Origin of the sequence: Burkholderia sp. AU16741 (assembly GCF_002223345.1) — a bacterium.
Taxonomy (GTDB): domain Bacteria; phylum Pseudomonadota; class Gammaproteobacteria; order Burkholderiales; family Burkholderiaceae; genus Burkholderia; species Burkholderia sola.
Window position 1 is genome coordinate 297,596 of sequence record NZ_NKEZ01000003.1, and the last position, 17,431, is coordinate 315,026.

The following is a 17,431-nucleotide window of genomic DNA, read 5'->3' on the forward strand; positions in this document are numbered from 1 at the left end:
GGTTCCCGGCCTGCCCGTCGACGGTCAGTGCATCGCGGGCCCGGCGCCTTCGACCGCGCGTGGCGGCCGGATGCGCAGCGCCAAACCGGCCAGCGCCGCCACGGCCGCAAACGCCGCGCCGAACGCGAAGGCCGCATGGTAGCCGCCGTTCAGCGCGTCGAGCGGCGTCGCTCGTGCCGCCGCGAGCGCGTCGGTACGGGCGCCGGCGAGACTCGCGAGGACCGCGAGCCCGAGCGCGCCGCCCATCATGAACGCGGTGTTGACGATGCCCGACGCGAGCCCGGAATCGGCCGGGTCGACGTCGTTCATCGCGGCGAGCAGCACCGGATTGAACGCGACGCCTGCACCGATGCCGAGCAGCGTCATGCCGGGCAGCACGTGCCACGCGAAACCGCCGTCGACCGGTGCGCGCGAGAACAGCGCGAGGCCGCACGCCGCGATCAGCAGGCCGGCGGCGATCGGGCCGCGGATGCCGAAGCGCATCACGATCCGCGCCGACAGCCCGAGCGAGAACGCGGCCATGATCAGGTTCGCCGGCAGGAACGCGAGGCCGACCTGCAGCGGCCCGTAGCCGAGCACGCGCTGCATGTACAGCGCGGACAGGAAGAACCACGCGAACATCGCGGCCGCCCACAGCACGGCGATCGCGTTCGCGAGCGCGACGTTGCGCGCGGCGAACAGCGTGAGCGGCATCAGCGGATGCGCGGCGCGTGACTCGATCGCGATGAACAGCGCGAGCAGCACGACGGCCGCGCCGATCAGCGCGACGGTCTGCGTCGACAGCCAGCCGGCCTCGTTGCCGCCGACGATCCCGTAGACGGCCAGCATCAGCGAGGCCGTCACCGTGATCGCGCCGGCGACGTCGAGCCGCGCGGCGCCGGCCGGCGCGCGCACGCGCGGCAGCAGCGCGGCGCACATCGCGTAGACCGCGACGCCGATCGGCAGGTTGACGAGGAAGATCCAGTGCCACGACAGCGAGCTCGTCAGCAGCCCGCCGAGCAGCACGCCGATGCTGCCGCCGCCCGCGCACACGAAGCCGTAGACGCCCATCGCGCGCGCGCGTTCGCCGGGCTCGGTGAACAGGTTCATGATCAGCGACAGCGAGACGGCCGACACGACCGCGCCGCCGAGCCCCTGCACCGCGCGCGCGGCGATCAGCATCGCCTGCGATTGCGCGAGCCCGCAGGCGAACGACGCGAGCGTGAACACGACGAGGCCCGCGAGGAACATGCGCCGCTGGCCGTACAGGTCGCCGAGCCGGCCGCCGAGCAGCAGGCAGCCGCCGAACGTCAGCAGGTAGGCATTGACGACCCACACGAGGGCGGTTTCGGTGAAGTGGAGGTCGGTGCGGATCGACGGCAGCGCAACGTTCACGATCGTGCTGTCGAGCACGATCATCAGCACGCCGAGGCAGAGCACGATCAGCGCGTACCAGCGCTTCTTGCCGTGAATCCCGTGGGTCATGGGCGCGCAGCCTTCTCGTCGTTATAGGGAAGGATGCATTGTAGACGCCGCCGGCGCGGGCTTCCTGTCGGTTCATGGCAGGAGCGTCGCGTAGTGGCGCGCAGTGGCGCATTTGGCCCCGGCGCGCGTGAAGCGGGATGCGCGTTACGCGCGCGCCGGCAGGTCGCAGCCGTCGGGGCCGCAGGCGGCCGCGTCGTCGCCGCCCAGTTCGACGACGCCGTCGCGCCACGCCTGGTCGAGTGCTTGCGCGAACGCGTCGGCCGGCTGCGCGCCCGATACCGCGTAGCGGCCGCCGAACACGAACAGCGGCACGCCGCGCCCACCGATCCGTGCGGCGCGCGCGATGTCGGCGTCGACTTCGTCGCGGTACGCGTCGCTGCGCAGCACCGCTTCGACGGCCGAGCGCTCGAGCCCGGCTTCGACCGCGAATGCGGTCAGCGCGGCATGATCGAACAGCGAGCCGTGCTCGCAGAAATACGCGCGATACAGGCGCTCGGTCAGCGCATGCGCGCGGCCCGACGCTTGCGCGAGCTTCACGAGCCGGTGGCCGTCGAGCGTGTCGCCGACCAGCGTGCCGGGCAGGTCGTAGCGCAGCCCGACGCTCGCGGCCGCCTCGGTCACCTGGCCCAGCATCTGGTCGACCTGCGCGGGCGCCATCCGGTATTTGCCCGCGAGCATCGCCTCGACCGGCTCGACGGGCTGGCCGGGCATCAGCCGGTATGCGCGCAGCGCGACGTCGACGCGCTCGGCGTGCGCGAACGCGGCCAGCGCCTCGTCGAAGCGGCGCTGGCCGATCCAGCACCACGGGCAGATCAGGTCGGACCAGATTTCGACGGTGAGGGTCGGGTGGGCGGTCGGAGTGGGAGCGGTCGTCATGGGCGGTGCGGGGCGGCAAAAAAAGTGTAACTGCGACTATATCACTTTATGCTTCCAGGCTCCGTCGTCCGCTGGTCCGTGCGGCATGCAGCCGCGCCCGCGTATCGCGAGCCTGGACGCGGAAACGGCCGCCCGGCACCGATGGTCAGGCTCGGCCGTCATGACGCCCCCGGCATCGCGTTCAAACTTCGCCCTGCGTTTCCTTCAGGTGCTTCAGATGCTTGTAGACCGTTGCGCGCCCCATCCCGAGCACGTTCGCGACGTAGTTCGCCGCGCTTTTGCCGCGAAACGCGCCTTCCGCGTACAGCGCCTCGACGAGTTCGCGGCGGTGCTCGCGCGTGAGCCCGTTCAACCCGACCTGCCGTTCGCGCAGCCAGCCGTGCAGGAACGTGTTGATGCGCTCCTGCCAGTCGTCGCGGAACAGCTCGTCGGGCTGCGCGACGACGCCCGCGCCCTTGATGAACAGGTCCAGCGTCGCGCGCACCTCGTCGAACACCGCGATGTTGAAGTTGATGCACATCATCCCGGCCGGGCGGCCTTCGTCGTCGAACAACACGTTGCTGACGCAGCGCATGCGCCGGCCGTCCCAGTTCAGCTTCTCGTACGGGCCGATCACGCGCTCGCGCGCCGAATGATCGATTTCCTCGAGCGCGGAATCGTCGCCGACCTCGCGCTTGGACAGGTTGTTCGCCAGATACAGCACGGTCTGGTCGTGCAGGTCGTGGATCACGACTTCCGCGTACGGGAAGAACAGCGCGGCGATACCGTCGGCGATCGGCGCATAGCGGGTGAGCAGCAGGTCTTTGACGGGAGATTTCTTCTTGCGCATCGGTGTCGCGATCTCGGGTGGGCGGGAGCCGGGCAGCGTGTCGGGCCGGCGGGCCGGCGCATCGTCGGCCGGCATGCCCGTGCGCCCGCGCGCGGCCGCCGCGGCGGTTGCGCCATTGTATCGGCCCCGCGCACGCGGGGCGCTCATCCGCGCGTCAGATGCATGTACAGCGCTTGCGCGATCGCGATGTCCTCCAGCCCGAGGCCGATCGAGCGGAACAGTGCGTGACGCGTGCGCGACGGCGCCGCGCAGGTGCCGGCGACGAGCGCGGGCAGGTCGCCGACGATCCGGCCGGCATCCCAGCCGTGCTCGGCCGCCGCGATCCGCATCTCGCCGGCGCTCGCGGGCGTCGTGTGCCGGTAGTCGCAGTAGACGTCCATGTCCGGCAGCCATGCGGGCGGGATTTCGTGCGCACGGGCGACGTTCGTGCTGATCGACGTGACGAGCGCGGGGCGCGTGAGCATCCCGTCGCCCAGCACCGGTGTGCCCGACGACGTGCACAGCATCACCACGTCCGCGTCGCGCACGCACGCCTCGACGCTCGCCGCTGCGCGTGCGCGCGGGTCGAGCGCGGGGAGGCTTGCCTGCAGCGCCGCATCGCCGGCCAGCGCGGGCGAGTACACGCGGATCGTGGCCCAGTCGCGCAGCGCCGCCGTGTGCCGCAGGTGCGCGAGGCCGACCGCGCCCGCGCCGACGATCGCCAGATGGCGCGCGTCGCGCGGCGCGAGGCAGTCGACCGCGAGCGCCGTCGTGCCGGCCGTGCGTTCGACGGTCAGCAGCCCCGCGTCGCACCACATCAGCGGCTGGCCGGTTTGCATCGACATCAGTGCGGTCCATGCGGTGACGATCGGTTTCCCGCCGGTTTTGCCGCCCGTCACGACATACGGCGACAGCTTCGCGCCGAACACCTGCTCGTCGGCGAGCGCGCCGAGATACGTGATGAAGTCGCCGGCCTGGTCGGGAAACAGCGTGAGCGTCTGCGGCGGCTGCACCGCGCGCGCCGCGGCGAGCGACGCGAACATGCGGCGCAGCGTGCCGAGCACGTCGAGCGACGGCAGCGCCGCGCGCACCGCGGCTTCGTCGACGGTCAGCGGCAGGGTGGGGACGGTTTGCGTCATCGGGACATCTCCGGTGCGGGCTGGACAGAAAGTCTCGAAAGACGGTGTCCGGCGGATTTTATGGACCAGAAAGTCTAATATAGACAAACAAAATCGGGATGATTTTTCTTTTCGAGACGTCGTGGCCGTGCCGAACTCGTGAAAAACGCCATGGAATCAACGGCATTTACGAGCGGACAACGAAATTTCGACGTCGAGCAACGTAGTGATCTCCTCGTATCCCCTATAGTCTATAGTAGACTTTTAATCTATATTTCGCGTGCAGGACCCGACACGTCGCCGTGCGGCGGCGGCCTGCGTCGAATGCCGACCCGGCGCGCGACCGATCTTCATCGCCTCACTCCAGAACAGAAGGACCGTCATGAACTGGAAACTTTCCCTCTGCGCCGCCGCGGCGCTCGCGCTCGCGTGCGCGGCCGTCACGGCCCATGCCGAACAGACCACGTTGCGCTTCGGGATCGAAGCCGCCTATCCGCCGTTCGAGAGCAAGACGCCGGCCGGTCAACTGCAGGGGTTCGACGTCGATGTCGGCAACGCGGTATGCGCGAAGCTGAACATGAAGTGCGTGTGGGTCGAGAATGCGTTCGACGGTTTGATCCCGGCGCTGCAGGCGCGCAAGTTCGACGCGATCAATTCGGCGATGAACATCACCGCGAAGCGCAAGCAAAGCATCGACTTCACGCCGGCGATCTACGTGGTGCCGATCGTGATGGTCGCGAAGCGCGGCTCGCCGCTGAAGCCCGACGTCGCGAGCCTGCGCGGCAAGCACGTCGGCGTGCTGCAGGGCTCGTCGCAGGAGGATTTCCTGAAGGCGCACTGGGCGAATGCGGGCGTGGCCGTCGTGTCGTATCCGGATCAGGACCAGATCTACGCCGATCTCGTCGCGGGCCGTCTCGACGCGGCCGTGCAGGAAGCGCAGACCGCGCAGGACGGGTTCCTCGACAAGCCGGCCGGTCGCGACTACCAGATCGTCGGCGAGCCGCTGAAGGATCCTGCGACGCTCGGCGAAGGTACCGGCTTCGGGATGCGCAAGAACGACAAGGCGCTGCAGGCGAAGATCGTCGGCGCGCTCGATGCGCTGAAGCAGGACGGCACGCTGAGCGCGCTGTCGCAGAAGTACTTCAAGCGCGACATCATCGCGAAGTAAGCGCCGCCGCGTGCCGGCCGCGGGCCGGCGCACCGCGCATCCCATCTCGACGCAGTGCGGGGGACCATGGATTTCGACGTCATCGTTCTGGGGGCCGGCATCGTCGGCGTGTCGTCGGCGCTGCATCTGCAGGATCGCGGGCTGCGCGTCGCGCTCGTCGACCGGCGCGCGCCCGGCGAGGAAACCAGCCACGGCAACGCGGGGCTGATCGAGCGCTCGTCGGTCGTGCCGTATGCGTTTCCGCGCCGGCTCGGCACGCTGCTGCGCTACGCGCGCAACCGTTCGGTCGATCTCTATTGGGATTACCGCGCGCTGCCTGCGTATGCGGGCTGGCTCGCGCGCTTCTGGCGCGAATCGTCGCCCCAGCGGCTCGCGGCCGCCGCGCGCGACCTGCTGCCGCTCGTCGCGGCGAGCGTCGTCGAGCACGATGCGCTGCTCGCGCGCACCGACGCGCAGCCGCTCGTGCACGACGGCGGATGGATCGAGGCGTTCCGTTCGCCCGCGCTGTTCGACGCGCAAGCGCGCGTGCAGCAGCAGGTTGCCGCCGCGCACGGGCTGCGGATGACCGTGCTCGACGCGCATGCGTTGCGTGCGCGCGAGCCCGGTATCGGCGACGCATTCTGCGGCGCATTCCACTGGCAGGATCCGAAGACCGTGTCGAGCCCGGGCGGGCTGACCCAGGCCTATGCGCGGCTGTTCGAGCGCGACGGCGGCACGTTCGTGCACGGCGACGCGACGACGCTCGTGCAGGTGGACGACGGCTGGCAGGTCCGGTCCGAACACGGGCCGATCTCGGCGCGCTCGGCCGTGATCGCGCTCGGGCCGTGGTCCGATCAGGTGTTCGCGCCGCTCGGCTACCGGATCCCGCTGCGCGCGAAGCGCGGCTATCACATGCATTACCGGCCGACACGCGCGCCGCTGAACGTGCCCGTGTGCGATACCGAGGCAGGCTTCGTCGTCGCGCCGATGGAGGGTGGCCGCCTGCGGCTCACGACGGGCGTCGAGATCGCGCCGCGCGACGCGCCGCCGACCGGCGTGCAGCTCGCGCGCGCCGAACCGCTGGCGCGCGACGCGTTCGGCATCGGCGAGCGGCTCGATCCGGAACCGTGGCTCGGGATGCGACCGTGCACGCCCGACATGCGTCCGGTGATCGGGCCGGCGCCGCGCCACCGTCATTTGTGGTTCGCGTTCGGCCACTGCCATCACGGGCTCACGCTTGGGCCCGCCACCGGCCGCCTGCTCGCCGAAATGATGACGGGCGCGCCGACTTATATCGATCCCCATCCGTATCGGCCTGCACGTTTCGGCTGAACTTGGGGCGCGCAGATGCGGTTTTGGCCGCCGGCACGCGCAGGACGTCGTGAACCAGGTCACCGGCACGTTTGGCAACGTCGGCGGCGCAGGGAGCCCGCTCGCACCGGTGACGACGCTGCTCCGGTCGCCGACCGGCGCATTGCCGAGGTAACCGGCAGCAACCGCACGACGCTTTGTCATTTCCGGCTTCCCGCGTGCTTGCGTCGTATGAATGATGCGTCGCCGCTCGTCGCGCCGCCGCATGGAATAACCGGCCACCGCCGTCCGTTTACATACCGAGTTCCGGCACGGCCGCCCGGCGGGATAATGATCGCGACGAAGCCGATCGTCCCGCCCGGCGGCAGCGTGCCGCGACACGACGCCAAGGAGAACGGGAATGAAACGGATGCTCTTCGCTGCCGCGTTGACGGCGGCGATCGTGCGGCCGGCGGCCGCGGAACCGCCCCAGGTCGGCGACGGGAAACTGGTCGACGAAGCCCACATGACGCTGTACGTGTTCGATCGCGATGCGCCGGGCAAGAGCACGTGCGACGGCACGTGCGCGGCCAACTGGCCGCCCGCGCTCGCCGACGCGTACGACAAGGCGTCGGGCGCGCTGAGCCTCGTCGCCCGCGACGACGGCAAAAAGCAATGGGCATACCGCGGCCGTCCGCTGTATCGCTGGAAGATGGACCACCAGGCCGGCGACGCGGGCGGCGACGGAATCGGCGGCATGTGGCACGTCGCGCGGCCGTGACCGTGAGTGCGCGACGACGCGCGAGGCGCCCCGATGAGCTATGAATCGGACCTGCTGGTGTGGCTTCCGCATCTCACGCGCTATGCGCGCGCGCTGACGGGCGAGCGCGCGTGGGCCGACGATCTCGTGCAGGACACGCTCGAGCGTGCGCTGAACCGGCCGCCGCGCGACGGCAGTAACCTGCGCGCATGGCTGCTGACGCTGTTGCGGCACCGATTCATCGACCAGTTGCGCGCGCGGCACGAGATCGCGGTCGACGACGCCACGGCGCCCTGGCAGACGATGGCCGCGCCGTCCGGCGAGGTCGGCGGGCTGGAGTTGCGCGACGTGCAGCGCGCGCTGTACCGGCTGCCGGTCGAACAGCGCGAGGTGCTGCTGCTGGTCGCGCTCGAGGAGTTGAGCTACCGCGATGCCGCGCAGGTGCTCGGCGTGCCGGTGGGCACGGTGATGTCGCGGCTCGCGCGGGCGCGCGCCCAGATGCGCGCGCTGCTGTCGGACGCGCCGTCGACGCACGGCGCGGCCACGTTACGGGTGATCGGGAAGCCATGATGGACGATCCGCGCAAGCCTTCGAACGAGCAGGAAGACGATGCGTCGGCGCAACTGCTGTCCGCGCTGCTGGACGGCGAACTGTCCGGGCATGAGCGGCGCGAGGTCCTCGCGCGCCTGCAGGTCGATCCGCAGGAAGCCGAACGATTCGCGCATTACCGCGCACAGCGCGATGCGCTGAAGGCGCTGTTCCCGTTGCCAGGCGCGGCGCCCGCGTTGTTCGTGCAGCGCCGCGCGCCGCGCTGGCGCGCCGTCGCGCATGCGTGCGCGGGGCTGGCGGCCGGGCTGCTGATCGGTGTCGCGCTGCATGCGGGCTGGGCGGCGTTCGGCCGCGAACCGGCGTTCGCCGCGCGCGCCGATGTCGCGTACGCGGTGTACGCGGCCGACCGCGAACATCCGGTGGAAGTCGGCGCGGCCGATCCCGGGCGTCTCGCCGCGTGGTTGTCCGCGCGCGTCGGTCGGCCGGTGCGCGCACCGTCGCTCGACGAATACGGCTACGCGCTGCTGGGCGGCCGGTTGCTGCCCGGCGACGCGGGGCCGGCCGCGCAGCTCATGTACCAGCGTGCGGACGGCGCGCGCGTGACGCTGTACATGACCGCATACGACGCGCGGCGTCTCGCGCCGCAGGCGCTGTCGGCCGACGGCCGCTACACGTATTTCTGGTCGGATCGCGGCATGGGTTATGCGCTGTCCGGCCGTGGCGACGAACGGCGTCTGCGCGAGCTGGCGATCGACGCATGCGGTGCGCTGGGCGGGCCGACCGATGCGTGGAAGGGGTGACGCGCGGCGCCCGCGGGGAGCAGGCGATGAAGATGGCGATGATGAAGGGGCTCGTGCTGACGGCGTGCCTCGCGGGCACGATGCTTGCGCACGCGGACGGCGACCCGCCCGTGCGCGTGCCGGTTGATGCCGATGGCGTGCAGCGCGTGACGATCGTCGGCGGCAGCTATTTCTTCCGGCCGAATCATGTGATCGTCCGCGCGCACGCGCCGGTCGAGCTCACGGTATCGGCCGAGCCCGGCGTGGTGCCGCACAGTTTCGAAATCGACGCGCCGCAGGCCGGCATCGCGGTACGCACCGAACTCGATACGACGCCGAAGACGTTCCATTTCACGCCGGTGCAGCCCGGGCGATTCGCCTACTATTGCACGCACCGGCTGCTGTTTTTCAGAAGCCATCGCGAGCGCGGGATGGAAGGCGTGCTCGAAGTCGAGGCGGCGCCGTGATCGCCGCGTTGCTGGCCGCGAGCCTGATAGGAGCGAGCATGACAGCCGATCCCGTGACCGCCGCGCAGGCGCATTTCGACCACGTCCGCTCGTACCGCGCGACGATCCGCTCGTCGGCGCGCGACGGCGAGCACACCGAAATCCGCTACGCGTACCTGAAACCCGGCTTCGTCCGGATGGATTTCGTGTCGCCGCATCGCGGCGCGGTGCTCGCATACGATCCCGGCGACGGCAAGGTCACGCTGCGCCCGTTCGGCACGCATGCGCCGCCCGCGCTGACGCTGTCGCCGTCCAATCCGCTCGTGCGCGACCGCGCCGGCCACCGGGTCGACCGCTCCGACGTCGGCGAACTGCTGCGCAACGTCCATGCGCTGCAGCAGGGCGGCGCGACGGTGACCGAAGGCGAGGAGGCCGTCGGCGGCCGGACCGCGCAACGCGTGCTGGTCACGGGCGCGCCCGCGCACGCGGTCGACGGCGTGCATCGCTACCGGTTGTGGCTCGACGCCGCGGACGGTTTTCCGCTGAAAGTCGTCAGCTATGCCGGCGACGACGACGTGCCGCTCGAAACCGTGACGCTCGACGACGTGGAAATCGACGTCGCGTTTCCCGAGCGTTTCTTCGCGCCCTGACGGCGCGCCGTGTTCCTGAACGCGCATGCCGGAGGCTGCATGGCGGAGTACCGGTTTTCGACGACCTGGCGGGTGGATGCGCCGCTCGCGGCGGTCTGGGACGCGATCTACCAGGCCGATCGCTGGCCCGACTGGTGGAAGGGCGCCGTGCGCACCGTCGAGCTCGAGCCCGGCGACGCGCGCGGCGTCGGCGCATTGCACCGGTATACCTGGAAGGGCGCGCTGCCGTACCGGCTGACCTTCGACATGCGCGTGCGGCGCGTCGAGCGGCCGCACGCGCTCGAAGGCCATGCGAGCGGCGCGATCGAGGGCGACGGCCGCTGGTCGTTCGCCGCCGACGGCGCGCGCACCGTCGTGCGCTACGACTGGCACATCCGCACGCACGGCTGGATGAACTGGCTGGAGCCGCTCGCGCGGCCGCTGTTCCGATGGAATCACGACGTCGTGATGCGCGAAGGCGCGAAGGGGCTCGCGCGCCGGCTGGGCGCGACCGTCGAAACGGACGGCCGGACCTTCCGGCCGCTGTCCGGCGCGGACTGCGCCGACGCGTGAAATCGGCCGGGCCACGCCGGCGAGCGAGCACGTCGTGGCGGACGAAATCGGCGCCCGCACGGTTTTTTTGATGTGATGTCGCCGGTCTCAGGAACTCCGGGCTTACGCGGTGTCCAAACGGGGCTGGATGGGTTCGGCGGGCCGCACGGCGCCGCCGTTCGGGTTGGATGAATGCCACATGTCTTTGTTTAAAAAGGAGTTTTTGTTGTTTTTGCGTGTTTTTCCCGCCGCGTCGCCTCCCCGAAAATTCCTCCGGTTCTCCTTCTTGAATTTGTCAAAACCCGTCCATATAATTAGCACTCGCTGCACGAGAGTGCTAACAATTCTCTGCCGGGCACCCAGCCGGGCAGATTCCCTAAGCGTTCTTCAATCTCAGTCAAGAGAGGAGTGAATATGAACCTTCGTCCTTTGCACGATCGCGTGATCGTCAAGCGCCTGGATCAGGAAACCAAGACCGCCTCGGGCATCGTGATCCCCGACGCCGCTGCTGAAAAGCCGGATCAGGGCGAAGTCCTGGCGATCGGCCCGGGCAAGCGCGACGACAAGGGCGCCCCGATCGCGCTCGACGTGAAGGTCGGCGATCGTGTCCTGTTCGGCAAGTACGCAGGTCAGACCGTGAAGGTCGACGGCCAGGAACTGCTGGTCATGCGCGAAGAAGACATCATGGCCGTGGTCAACGCCAAGTAAGCGTCCTCCGACGGTACATATTCCCAAGAATTCAAGGAGTTAGAAGATGGCAGCTAAAGACGTCGTATTCGGCGATTCCGCCCGTTCGAAGATGGTCGAAGGCGTGAACATTCTCGCCAACGCAGTCAAGGTCACGCTGGGTCCGAAGGGCCGCAACGTCGTGCTCGAGCGCAGCTTCGGCGGCCCGACGGTCACCAAGGACGGTGTGTCGGTCGCGAAGGAAATCGAGCTGAAGGACAAGCTCCAGAACATGGGCGCGCAAATGGTCAAGGAAGTCGCTTCCAAGACCAGCGACAACGCAGGCGACGGCACGACGACGGCAACCGTCCTCGCGCAATCGATCGTTCGCGAAGGCATGAAGTACGTCGCATCGGGCATGAACCCGATGGACCTGAAGCGCGGCATCGACAAGGCAGTCGCAGCGGCTGTCGAAGAGCTGAAGAAGATCAGCAAGCCGTGCACGACCAACAAGGAAATCGCACAGGTCGGCTCGATCTCGGCGAACAGCGATTCGTCGATCGGCGATCGCATCGCTGAAGCGATGGACAAGGTCGGCAAGGAAGGCGTCATCACCGTCGAAGACGGCAAGTCGCTGGCCGACGAGCTCGACGTCGTCGAAGGCATGCAGTTCGACCGCGGCTACCTGTCGCCGTACTTCATCAACAACCCGGACAAGCAAGTCGCCGTCCTCGACAACCCGTTCGTGCTGCTGCACGACAAGAAGGTGTCGAACATCCGTGATCTGCTGCCGGTGCTCGAGCAAGTCGCGAAGGCTGGCCGTCCGCTGCTGATCATCGCTGAAGACGTCGAAGGCGAGGCACTGGCCACGCTGGTCGTCAACAACATCCGCGGCATCCTGAAGACCGTTGCGGTCAAGGCGCCGGGCTTCGGCGATCGTCGCAAGGCGATGCTGGAAGACATCGCGATCCTGACCGGCGGTCAAGTCGTCGCGGAAGAAACCGGCCTGACGCTCGAAAAGGCAACGCTGGCAGAACTGGGCCAGGCGAAGCGCATCGAAGTGGGCAAGGAAAACACGACGATCATCGACGGCGCAGGCGAAGCCGTGAACATCGAAGCACGCGTGAAGCAAGTGCGCGCGCAAATCGAAGAAGCGACGTCGGACTACGACCGTGAAAAGCTGCAAGAGCGCGTGGCCAAGCTGGCAGGCGGCGTTGCAGTGATCAAGGTCGGTGCTGCGACCGAAGTCGAAATGAAGGAAAAGAAGGCACGTGTCGAAGACGCACTGCACGCGACGCGCGCAGCTGTGGAAGAAGGCATCGTGGCCGGTGGCGGCGTCGCGCTGATCCGCGCACGCACCGCGATCGCAGGCCTGACCGGCGCGAACGCCGACCAGAACGCCGGCATCAAGATCGTGCTGCGCGCAATGGAAGAGCCGCTGCGCCAGATCGTCACGAACGGCGGCGAAGAAGCCAGCGTCGTGGTGGCGGCGGTTGCTGCAGGCCAGGGCAACTACGGCTACAACGCAGCAACGGGCGAGTACGTCGACATGGTTGAAGCCGGCGTCGTCGACCCGACCAAGGTCACGCGCACCGCACTGCAGAACGCAGCTTCGGTCGCAGGCCTGCTGCTGACGACGGACGCAGCCGTCGCGGAACTGCCGAAGGAAGACGCACCGATGCCGGGCGGCATGCCGGGCGGCATGGGCGGCATGGGCATGGACATGTAATCGACTTCGGTCGACGGTGTCCGGAGCGCGCAGCGATGCGCGTTCCAGCCAAAAGAAAAGACCCGCAGCGATGCGGGTCTTTTTTTATGCGCGCGGTTTTGATGCGTGCGCGGGGCGGCCGGATCCGTCACGCGCCAAGGCGGCGCGGCGTATGGCGGCGGAATCTGCCCGCCGCGTCGCGACTCAATGCCGGTGGGACGTCCTCGACACCAGGTCGGCCTTCACGGCCGGCGGCGAGTCCGACTCGTCGTTGCTGCGCGCCCAGAAGAACCGGTCGGGCAGGTACGCGCCCATGCCGGGCCGGAACGCGTCGCGCACGGCCTGGTACAGATATTCCTGCGCCTCGCGCACGGCTTCGGGCGGCTCCTGGCCGTTCGCAAGCAGCGCCGCGATGGCCGCGCCGAGCGTATCGGTGATGCCCATCAGCCGGTGCGGCGAGCGATCCCACATGTCTTCGCGAAGCTGGCCTTCCTCGCCGTACAGCGTATTGACGAGCCGGTGCGAGCCCGTTTCCGACGACAGGATGTATTCGCAGCCCTGCGACAGTAGATGCGACACGGCCGCGTCGAGATTCGGCGCCTCGGCATCGCCGTCCGGCTGCGCGAGCGCGATCAGCGTCGCGTGGTCGGCCACCAGCAACGTGGTTTGCGGCGCGAGCAGGTCGGCGATCGATTCGCGCAGGTCGTCGGCGGCGAGCACGTGCTCGTCGTCGAGCGTGAAGTCCGGCGCGAGCACGAGCGGCACGCCGTCGTAGTCGGCGACGACTTCGGCGATCGCGCTCACGACTTCCGCGCGCGTCGCCGCGCCGATCTTGAACGCGGCAACCGGCATGTCCTCGAGCAGCATGCGCGCCTGTGCGGCGACGACGTCGGGGTCGAGGCCGGTCACTTCTTCGCAGGCGGCCGAGTCGCGCACGGTATAGCCGGTCAGGACGGACACGCCGTGACAGCCCATGCTCGCCAGGGTCATCAGATCGGCTTGGAGGCCGGAGCCGCCGGTGGGATCGGACAGGCCGAAGGTAAGGACGATCGGAGGGGCGTTGCTGGACATGTAGAAATGGGGCAAGAGAAAAACGGACAAGCGACGGAGATGCGAACGGCGAGGCGAATGGGCTGGTTCGGCCCCGTGTTGCCCGGCAGGCCGCACTTTTCGACCATTATGCGGTGGAATCCGGCCGGTACGACGGATTTTTTAGCGCAACGCAACGTAGTTGTCGTCCTCCAGCGCGATTGCTAGGCAGTCCGGCCCCGACACGGTACCATCATGGCTCCCGAATTTACCGACTTTTCCCCGACGCGGCTTAAGATGGAATACAAGAGCTGGATGTGCCTGATTTGTGGCTGGATTTACGACGAAGAAGCCGGGCTGCCGGAAGAGGGCATTGCCCCGGGCACGCGCTGGGAAGACGTCCCGATCAACTGGACGTGTCCCGAATGCGGCGCCCGCAAGGAAGACTTCGAGATGGTCCAGATCTGATCGGACCGCTGGCCCACGGACACTCTGCTCAGGCCTCGCCCCGGCCCGGCGCTCGCGCGCCGCGGTTCGCGCGAGCGACTTGACGATGACAGGCGCGCGTGTCCATGACGTCCGATCCGGCGAACGTTCCCCACCCTGACGCATTGCCCAACCCGCGCGGCGGGGCCGTGCGCGCGGCCGACGCATGGCTGGCGGCGGCCGCCGACGCATTCGAGCGGCGCGACGACGCAGCGGCACCGCTTGCCGCTGCCGCTGCCGTGCTGGCCGAAGCCGGCTGGCTGCCGGCCGCGCGTTTCGCCGGGCAACTGGCGGCCGCCGTGCCGCTCCTCGCCACCGAGCCGACTTCGGCGGGCTGGCGGGCGGCGCTGCACGATTTTCGTGCGGCCGTCGGGCGCCACAACCTGCGCGAGCTCGCGTGCTCGCCCGTTCTCTTCGAGCATTTCCGTGCGTTGCGCGCGCAAGGCGCCGCCGACCTGCGCGCGAGCGTGCCGCTCGACGCGCTCGCGCTGGTCGGCCGTGCGGTCCCGCCTGCCACGTTGCGCGCACTGCCCGATGCAGTCGCGGCCCGGATTCGCGCCCGCTACGAGCAGGCGCTGCTCGGCGTGCTGCGGGCCGGACACGGCGCGCCGGGCGCCGCGCTCGACGAACTCGACGCGATGCTGGCCGCGCTCACCGACGACGGGCCCTACGATTTCTGGCGGCTCGCGGCTGCGTGCGTACGCGCGCTGCGCGCAAGCGGCGCACCCGAACTCAAGCGCTTTCTCGCGCGGACCAACCTGCTGCTCGGCGAACACGCGCAGGGCCGGCGCAGCGCGCCGCCCGAACTGGTGCGCGAGACGGTGGCGCTGCTGTGGCGCGATTTCGCGCTGTTCGGCGCCGCGGCCGAGGACGTCGCGCTCGTCGACGTGCTGCACGACTACGGGTTGACGGTCGACTGGCACGTCGCCGGCACCCCTGCATCCGAAGCGTTGTGGGAGGCCGATGCCGCGCGGGCCGAGCACGACGCGGTCGTCGCCGCGCCCACGCGCGTGCTCGGCGTCGTGACCGTCAACGCGCATGCCTATGAGGATTTCCTGCAGACCGCCGATGCGTCGATGGCCGACCTTGCCGCCAACCCGGCCACGGCCGACGCCAGCGCCGCATGGCACGCGTCCGCCGCCGCCTACCGGGTCGGCACGGCCGCCTGCGCGCTCGGGCTCGGCCACGCGGCGCTGCTGGCCGACACGCTTGGCCTGGCATGGCGCCGTGCGGCGCACGGCGTGCCGCTCGCCGACGGCGGCCTCGATGCGCACCGCCACGCGTCCGACATGCTGCGTGCGGCGCTCCTGAAGATCGCGGCCGGCGTCGCGCCGCCGGATCTCACGGCGGCGTCCGAAGCACTCGGCGCGGCCCTCGGCCGGACCTGACGAACAAGGGCACGGACACGCGACGGCGGCCCTTGCCGCGCGGGCCTGCAACACGCTGCCGACAGCGCCCGCGCGCGTGTTAGAGTGCCGTGTAATCCGCGCGCGCCGTTGCCAGCGCGGCGCGGCGTTGCTTGTTGATCGCGGCCCGGTCAGGTCGCGGCGTCTTTGCTAAAATTCAAACCATGTCAAAGCCTTCCGATCGCATCAATCTCACCAACCAGTTCCTGATCGCCATGCCGAACATGGCCGATCCGACGTTCTCGGGAACGGTGGTCTATCTTTGCGATCACAGCGAGCGCGGTGCGCTCGGCCTCGTCATCAACCGTCCTACCGATATCGACCTCGAGTCGCTGTTCAACCGCATCGACCTGAAGCTCGACATCGAGCCGCTGCCGCACATTCCCGTGTACTTCGGCGGCCCCGTCCAGACCGAGCGCGGCTTCGTGCTGCACGAGCCGGTCGAGGGCGCGAGCTACAACTCGTCGATGTCCGTCGACGGCGGGCTCGAGATGACGACGTCGAAGGACGTGCTCGAGGCGGTCGCGACGGGCACCGGCCCGAAGCGCTTCCTGCTGACGCTCGGCCATGCCGGCTGGGGCGCCGGCCAGCTCGAGGAAGAAATTTCCCGCAACGGCTGGCTGACGGTCGCCGCCGATCCGCGCATCGTGTTCGACACGCCGGCCGAAGAGCGCTTCGAAGCCGCGCTCGGCCTGCTCGGCGTCAGTTCGTCGATGCTGTCCGGCGAAGCAGGGCACGCATGAGTGGCGCGAGCGCGCGCGATGCGACGCTCCTGGCGTTCGACTACGGCGAAAAACGGATCGGCGTCGCGATCGGCAATGCGCTGACGCGCTCGGCCCGTGCGCTCCTCGTGATCCAGAACCTGAACCGCGAACACCGCTTCAAGGCGGTCGGCGACCTGCTGGCCGAATGGCGGCCGGACGCGCTCGTCGTGGGCCTGCCGATGCATCCGGACGGCACGCCGCACGACATGACGCAGCAGGCGAAGCGCTTCGGCAACCAGCTGAACGGCCGCTTCGGGCTGCCCGTCACGTGGGTCGACGAGCGTTATTCGTCGGTCGAGGCCGAGGCCGGGCTGCGCGAGCGCAACGTGCGCGGCCGCGCCCGCACCGACATGCTCGATGCCGAAGCCGCGCGCGTCATCCTTCAACAGTATCTCGATCAATTGTCCGACCATGAGCACCATTGACGCCGAGGCGCTTTACCGCGTCCTGCTCGACCAGATCCGCGCCGCGTACGGCACGGCGTTCGCCGAACCGGGCGGCCCGCGGCTCGCCGGCATTTACAGCGGCGGCGCGTGGCTCGCCGAGCGCCTCGCGCGCGATCTCGGCGCAACGGCATTCGGCGTCGTCAACGTCGCGCTGCATCGCGACGACTACGCGAAGAAGGGGCTGCACAGCCAGGCCAGCCCGACCTCGCTGCCGTTCGAGATCGACGGCGCGCGCATCGTGCTCGTCGACGACGTGCTGTACACCGGGCGCACCGTGCGCGCGGCGCTCAACGAGCTGTTCGACTATGGCCGTCCGGCCGCGGTCGAGCTCGCGGTGCTCGCGGATCGCGGCGGCCGCGAGCTGCCGGTCGCCGCGCGCTTCGCGGGCGGCACGCTCGACGTGCCGCCCGACGCGACGCTCGTGCTCGCGCGCGACGATGCGCGCTTCACGCTGCGTATCGAGGCCCACGGCGAGTCGCACGGCGCCTGAACGACACGCGAACCGTAT

20 protein-coding genes are annotated in these 17,431 nt (G+C 69.2%); 15 read left to right on the forward strand and 5 right to left on the reverse strand.

Features of this window, described 5'->3' with window-relative positions; translation table 11 throughout:
• Positions 1 to 24 precede the first annotated feature (24 nt).
• The 4 genes from CFB89_RS03745 to CFB89_RS03760 all read right to left on the reverse strand — a co-directional run bounded on the left by CFB89_RS03745 (position 25) and on the right by CFB89_RS03760 (position 4,287).
• On the reverse strand, positions 25 to 1,464 hold the full coding sequence (locus CFB89_RS03745) for a DHA2 family efflux MFS transporter permease subunit (RefSeq protein ID WP_089466789.1): 1,440 nt from the start codon (positions 1,462 to 1,464) through the stop codon (positions 25 to 27).
• A 144-nt stretch (positions 1,465 to 1,608) separates the two neighbouring features.
• Positions 1,609 to 2,340: a DsbA family oxidoreductase gene (locus tag CFB89_RS03750; RefSeq protein ID WP_089466790.1), complete on the reverse strand. Its 732-nt coding sequence runs from the start codon at positions 2,338 to 2,340 to the stop codon at positions 1,609 to 1,611.
• Between the two features lie 181 nt (positions 2,341 to 2,521).
• On the reverse strand, positions 2,522 to 3,316 hold the full coding sequence (locus CFB89_RS03755) for a transcriptional regulator (RefSeq protein ID WP_089466791.1): 795 nt from the start codon (positions 3,314 to 3,316) through the stop codon (positions 2,522 to 2,524).
• Entirely contained in the window at positions 3,313 to 4,287 is a 975-nt protein-coding gene (locus CFB89_RS03760; protein WP_089466792.1) for an ornithine cyclodeaminase family protein, read from the reverse strand. Before CFB89_RS03760 ends, CFB89_RS03755 begins: the two co-directional genes overlap by 4 nt.
• Positions 4,288 to 4,648: 361 nt before the next feature.
• Here CFB89_RS03760 and CFB89_RS03765 point away from each other — a divergent pair, with 361 nt between their 5' ends.
• The 10 genes from CFB89_RS03765 to groL all read left to right on the forward strand — a co-directional run bounded on the left by CFB89_RS03765 (position 4,649) and on the right by groL (position 12,813).
• Positions 4,649 to 5,434: an ABC transporter substrate-binding protein gene (locus CFB89_RS03765; RefSeq protein ID WP_089466793.1), complete on the forward strand. Its 786-nt coding sequence runs from the start codon at positions 4,649 to 4,651 to the stop codon at positions 5,432 to 5,434.
• A 66-nt stretch (positions 5,435 to 5,500) separates the two neighbouring features.
• Positions 5,501 to 6,745 (forward strand): FAD-binding oxidoreductase, encoded by a 1,245-nt coding sequence (locus tag CFB89_RS03770; protein WP_089466794.1) that lies wholly within the window; start codon positions 5,501 to 5,503, stop codon positions 6,743 to 6,745.
• 379 nt (positions 6,746 to 7,124) lie between these two features.
• The gene (locus CFB89_RS03775; RefSeq protein ID WP_089466795.1) at positions 7,125 to 7,484 is read left to right on the forward strand and encodes a hypothetical protein; all 360 of its coding nucleotides are present in this window, start codon (positions 7,125 to 7,127) and stop codon (positions 7,482 to 7,484) included.
• Between the two features lie 33 nt (positions 7,485 to 7,517).
• Positions 7,518 to 8,033, forward strand: coding sequence for a sigma-70 family RNA polymerase sigma factor (locus CFB89_RS03780; RefSeq protein WP_089467898.1), 516 nt, complete (start codon positions 7,518 to 7,520; stop codon positions 8,031 to 8,033).
• Positions 8,030 to 8,812: an anti-sigma factor gene (locus tag CFB89_RS03785; protein ID WP_089466796.1), complete on the forward strand. Its 783-nt coding sequence runs from the start codon at positions 8,030 to 8,032 to the stop codon at positions 8,810 to 8,812. The genes CFB89_RS03780 and CFB89_RS03785 overlap by 4 nt, the downstream gene beginning before the upstream one ends.
• A gap of 26 nt (positions 8,813 to 8,838) precedes the next feature.
• Positions 8,839 to 9,258 (forward strand): quinol oxidase, encoded by a 420-nt coding sequence (locus CFB89_RS03790; RefSeq protein ID WP_089467899.1) that lies wholly within the window; start codon positions 8,839 to 8,841, stop codon positions 9,256 to 9,258.
• Positions 9,255 to 9,887 (forward strand): DUF1571 domain-containing protein, encoded by a 633-nt coding sequence (locus CFB89_RS03795; RefSeq protein ID WP_089466797.1) that lies wholly within the window; start codon positions 9,255 to 9,257, stop codon positions 9,885 to 9,887. Before CFB89_RS03790 ends, CFB89_RS03795 begins: the two co-directional genes overlap by 4 nt.
• Before the next feature lie 39 nt (positions 9,888 to 9,926).
• Positions 9,927 to 10,439: an SRPBCC family protein gene (locus tag CFB89_RS03800; protein WP_089467900.1), complete on the forward strand. Its 513-nt coding sequence runs from the start codon at positions 9,927 to 9,929 to the stop codon at positions 10,437 to 10,439.
• Positions 10,440 to 10,832: 393 nt separating this feature from the next.
• Entirely contained in the window at positions 10,833 to 11,126 is a 294-nt protein-coding gene (groES, locus tag CFB89_RS03805) for a co-chaperone GroES (RefSeq protein ID WP_004186661.1), read from the forward strand.
• A 46-nt stretch (positions 11,127 to 11,172) separates the two neighbouring features.
• The gene (gene groL / locus CFB89_RS03810) at positions 11,173 to 12,813 is read left to right on the forward strand and encodes a chaperonin GroEL (RefSeq protein ID WP_012328020.1); all 1,641 of its coding nucleotides are present in this window, start codon (positions 11,173 to 11,175) and stop codon (positions 12,811 to 12,813) included.
• Positions 12,814 to 12,996: 183 nt separating this feature from the next.
• Here the strand turns inward: groL and CFB89_RS03815 are convergent, their stop codons facing one another.
• The gene (locus CFB89_RS03815; RefSeq protein WP_089466798.1) at positions 12,997 to 13,863 is read right to left on the reverse strand and encodes a hydroxymethylpyrimidine/phosphomethylpyrimidine kinase; all 867 of its coding nucleotides are present in this window, start codon (positions 13,861 to 13,863) and stop codon (positions 12,997 to 12,999) included.
• 255 nt (positions 13,864 to 14,118) lie between these two features.
• On the opposite strand from CFB89_RS03815, the gene CFB89_RS03820 reads away from it, so the two are divergent.
• From CFB89_RS03820 to pyrR, 5 genes are all read left to right on the forward strand, one after another.
• Positions 14,119 to 14,289 carry a rubredoxin gene (locus CFB89_RS03820; RefSeq protein ID WP_004186709.1) on the forward strand — a complete coding sequence of 57 codons (171 nt, stop codon included), beginning with the start codon at positions 14,119 to 14,121 and terminating at the stop codon, positions 14,287 to 14,289.
• Between the two features lie 104 nt (positions 14,290 to 14,393).
• A complete protein-coding gene (locus CFB89_RS03825) occupies positions 14,394 to 15,695 on the forward strand; it encodes a hypothetical protein (RefSeq protein ID WP_089466799.1) in 1,302 nt (433 codons plus the stop codon).
• Between the two features lie 182 nt (positions 15,696 to 15,877).
• Positions 15,878 to 16,456: a YqgE/AlgH family protein gene (locus CFB89_RS03830; RefSeq protein WP_089466800.1), complete on the forward strand. Its 579-nt coding sequence runs from the start codon at positions 15,878 to 15,880 to the stop codon at positions 16,454 to 16,456.
• A complete protein-coding gene (gene ruvX / locus CFB89_RS03835) occupies positions 16,453 to 16,902 on the forward strand; it encodes a Holliday junction resolvase RuvX (RefSeq protein ID WP_027783702.1) in 450 nt (149 codons plus the stop codon). Before CFB89_RS03830 ends, ruvX begins: the two co-directional genes overlap by 4 nt.
• The gene (gene pyrR, locus CFB89_RS03840) at positions 16,889 to 17,413 is read left to right on the forward strand and encodes a bifunctional pyr operon transcriptional regulator/uracil phosphoribosyltransferase PyrR (RefSeq protein WP_089466801.1); all 525 of its coding nucleotides are present in this window, start codon (positions 16,889 to 16,891) and stop codon (positions 17,411 to 17,413) included. The genes ruvX and pyrR overlap by 14 nt, the downstream gene beginning before the upstream one ends.
• Positions 17,414 to 17,431: the final 18 nt, after the last annotated feature.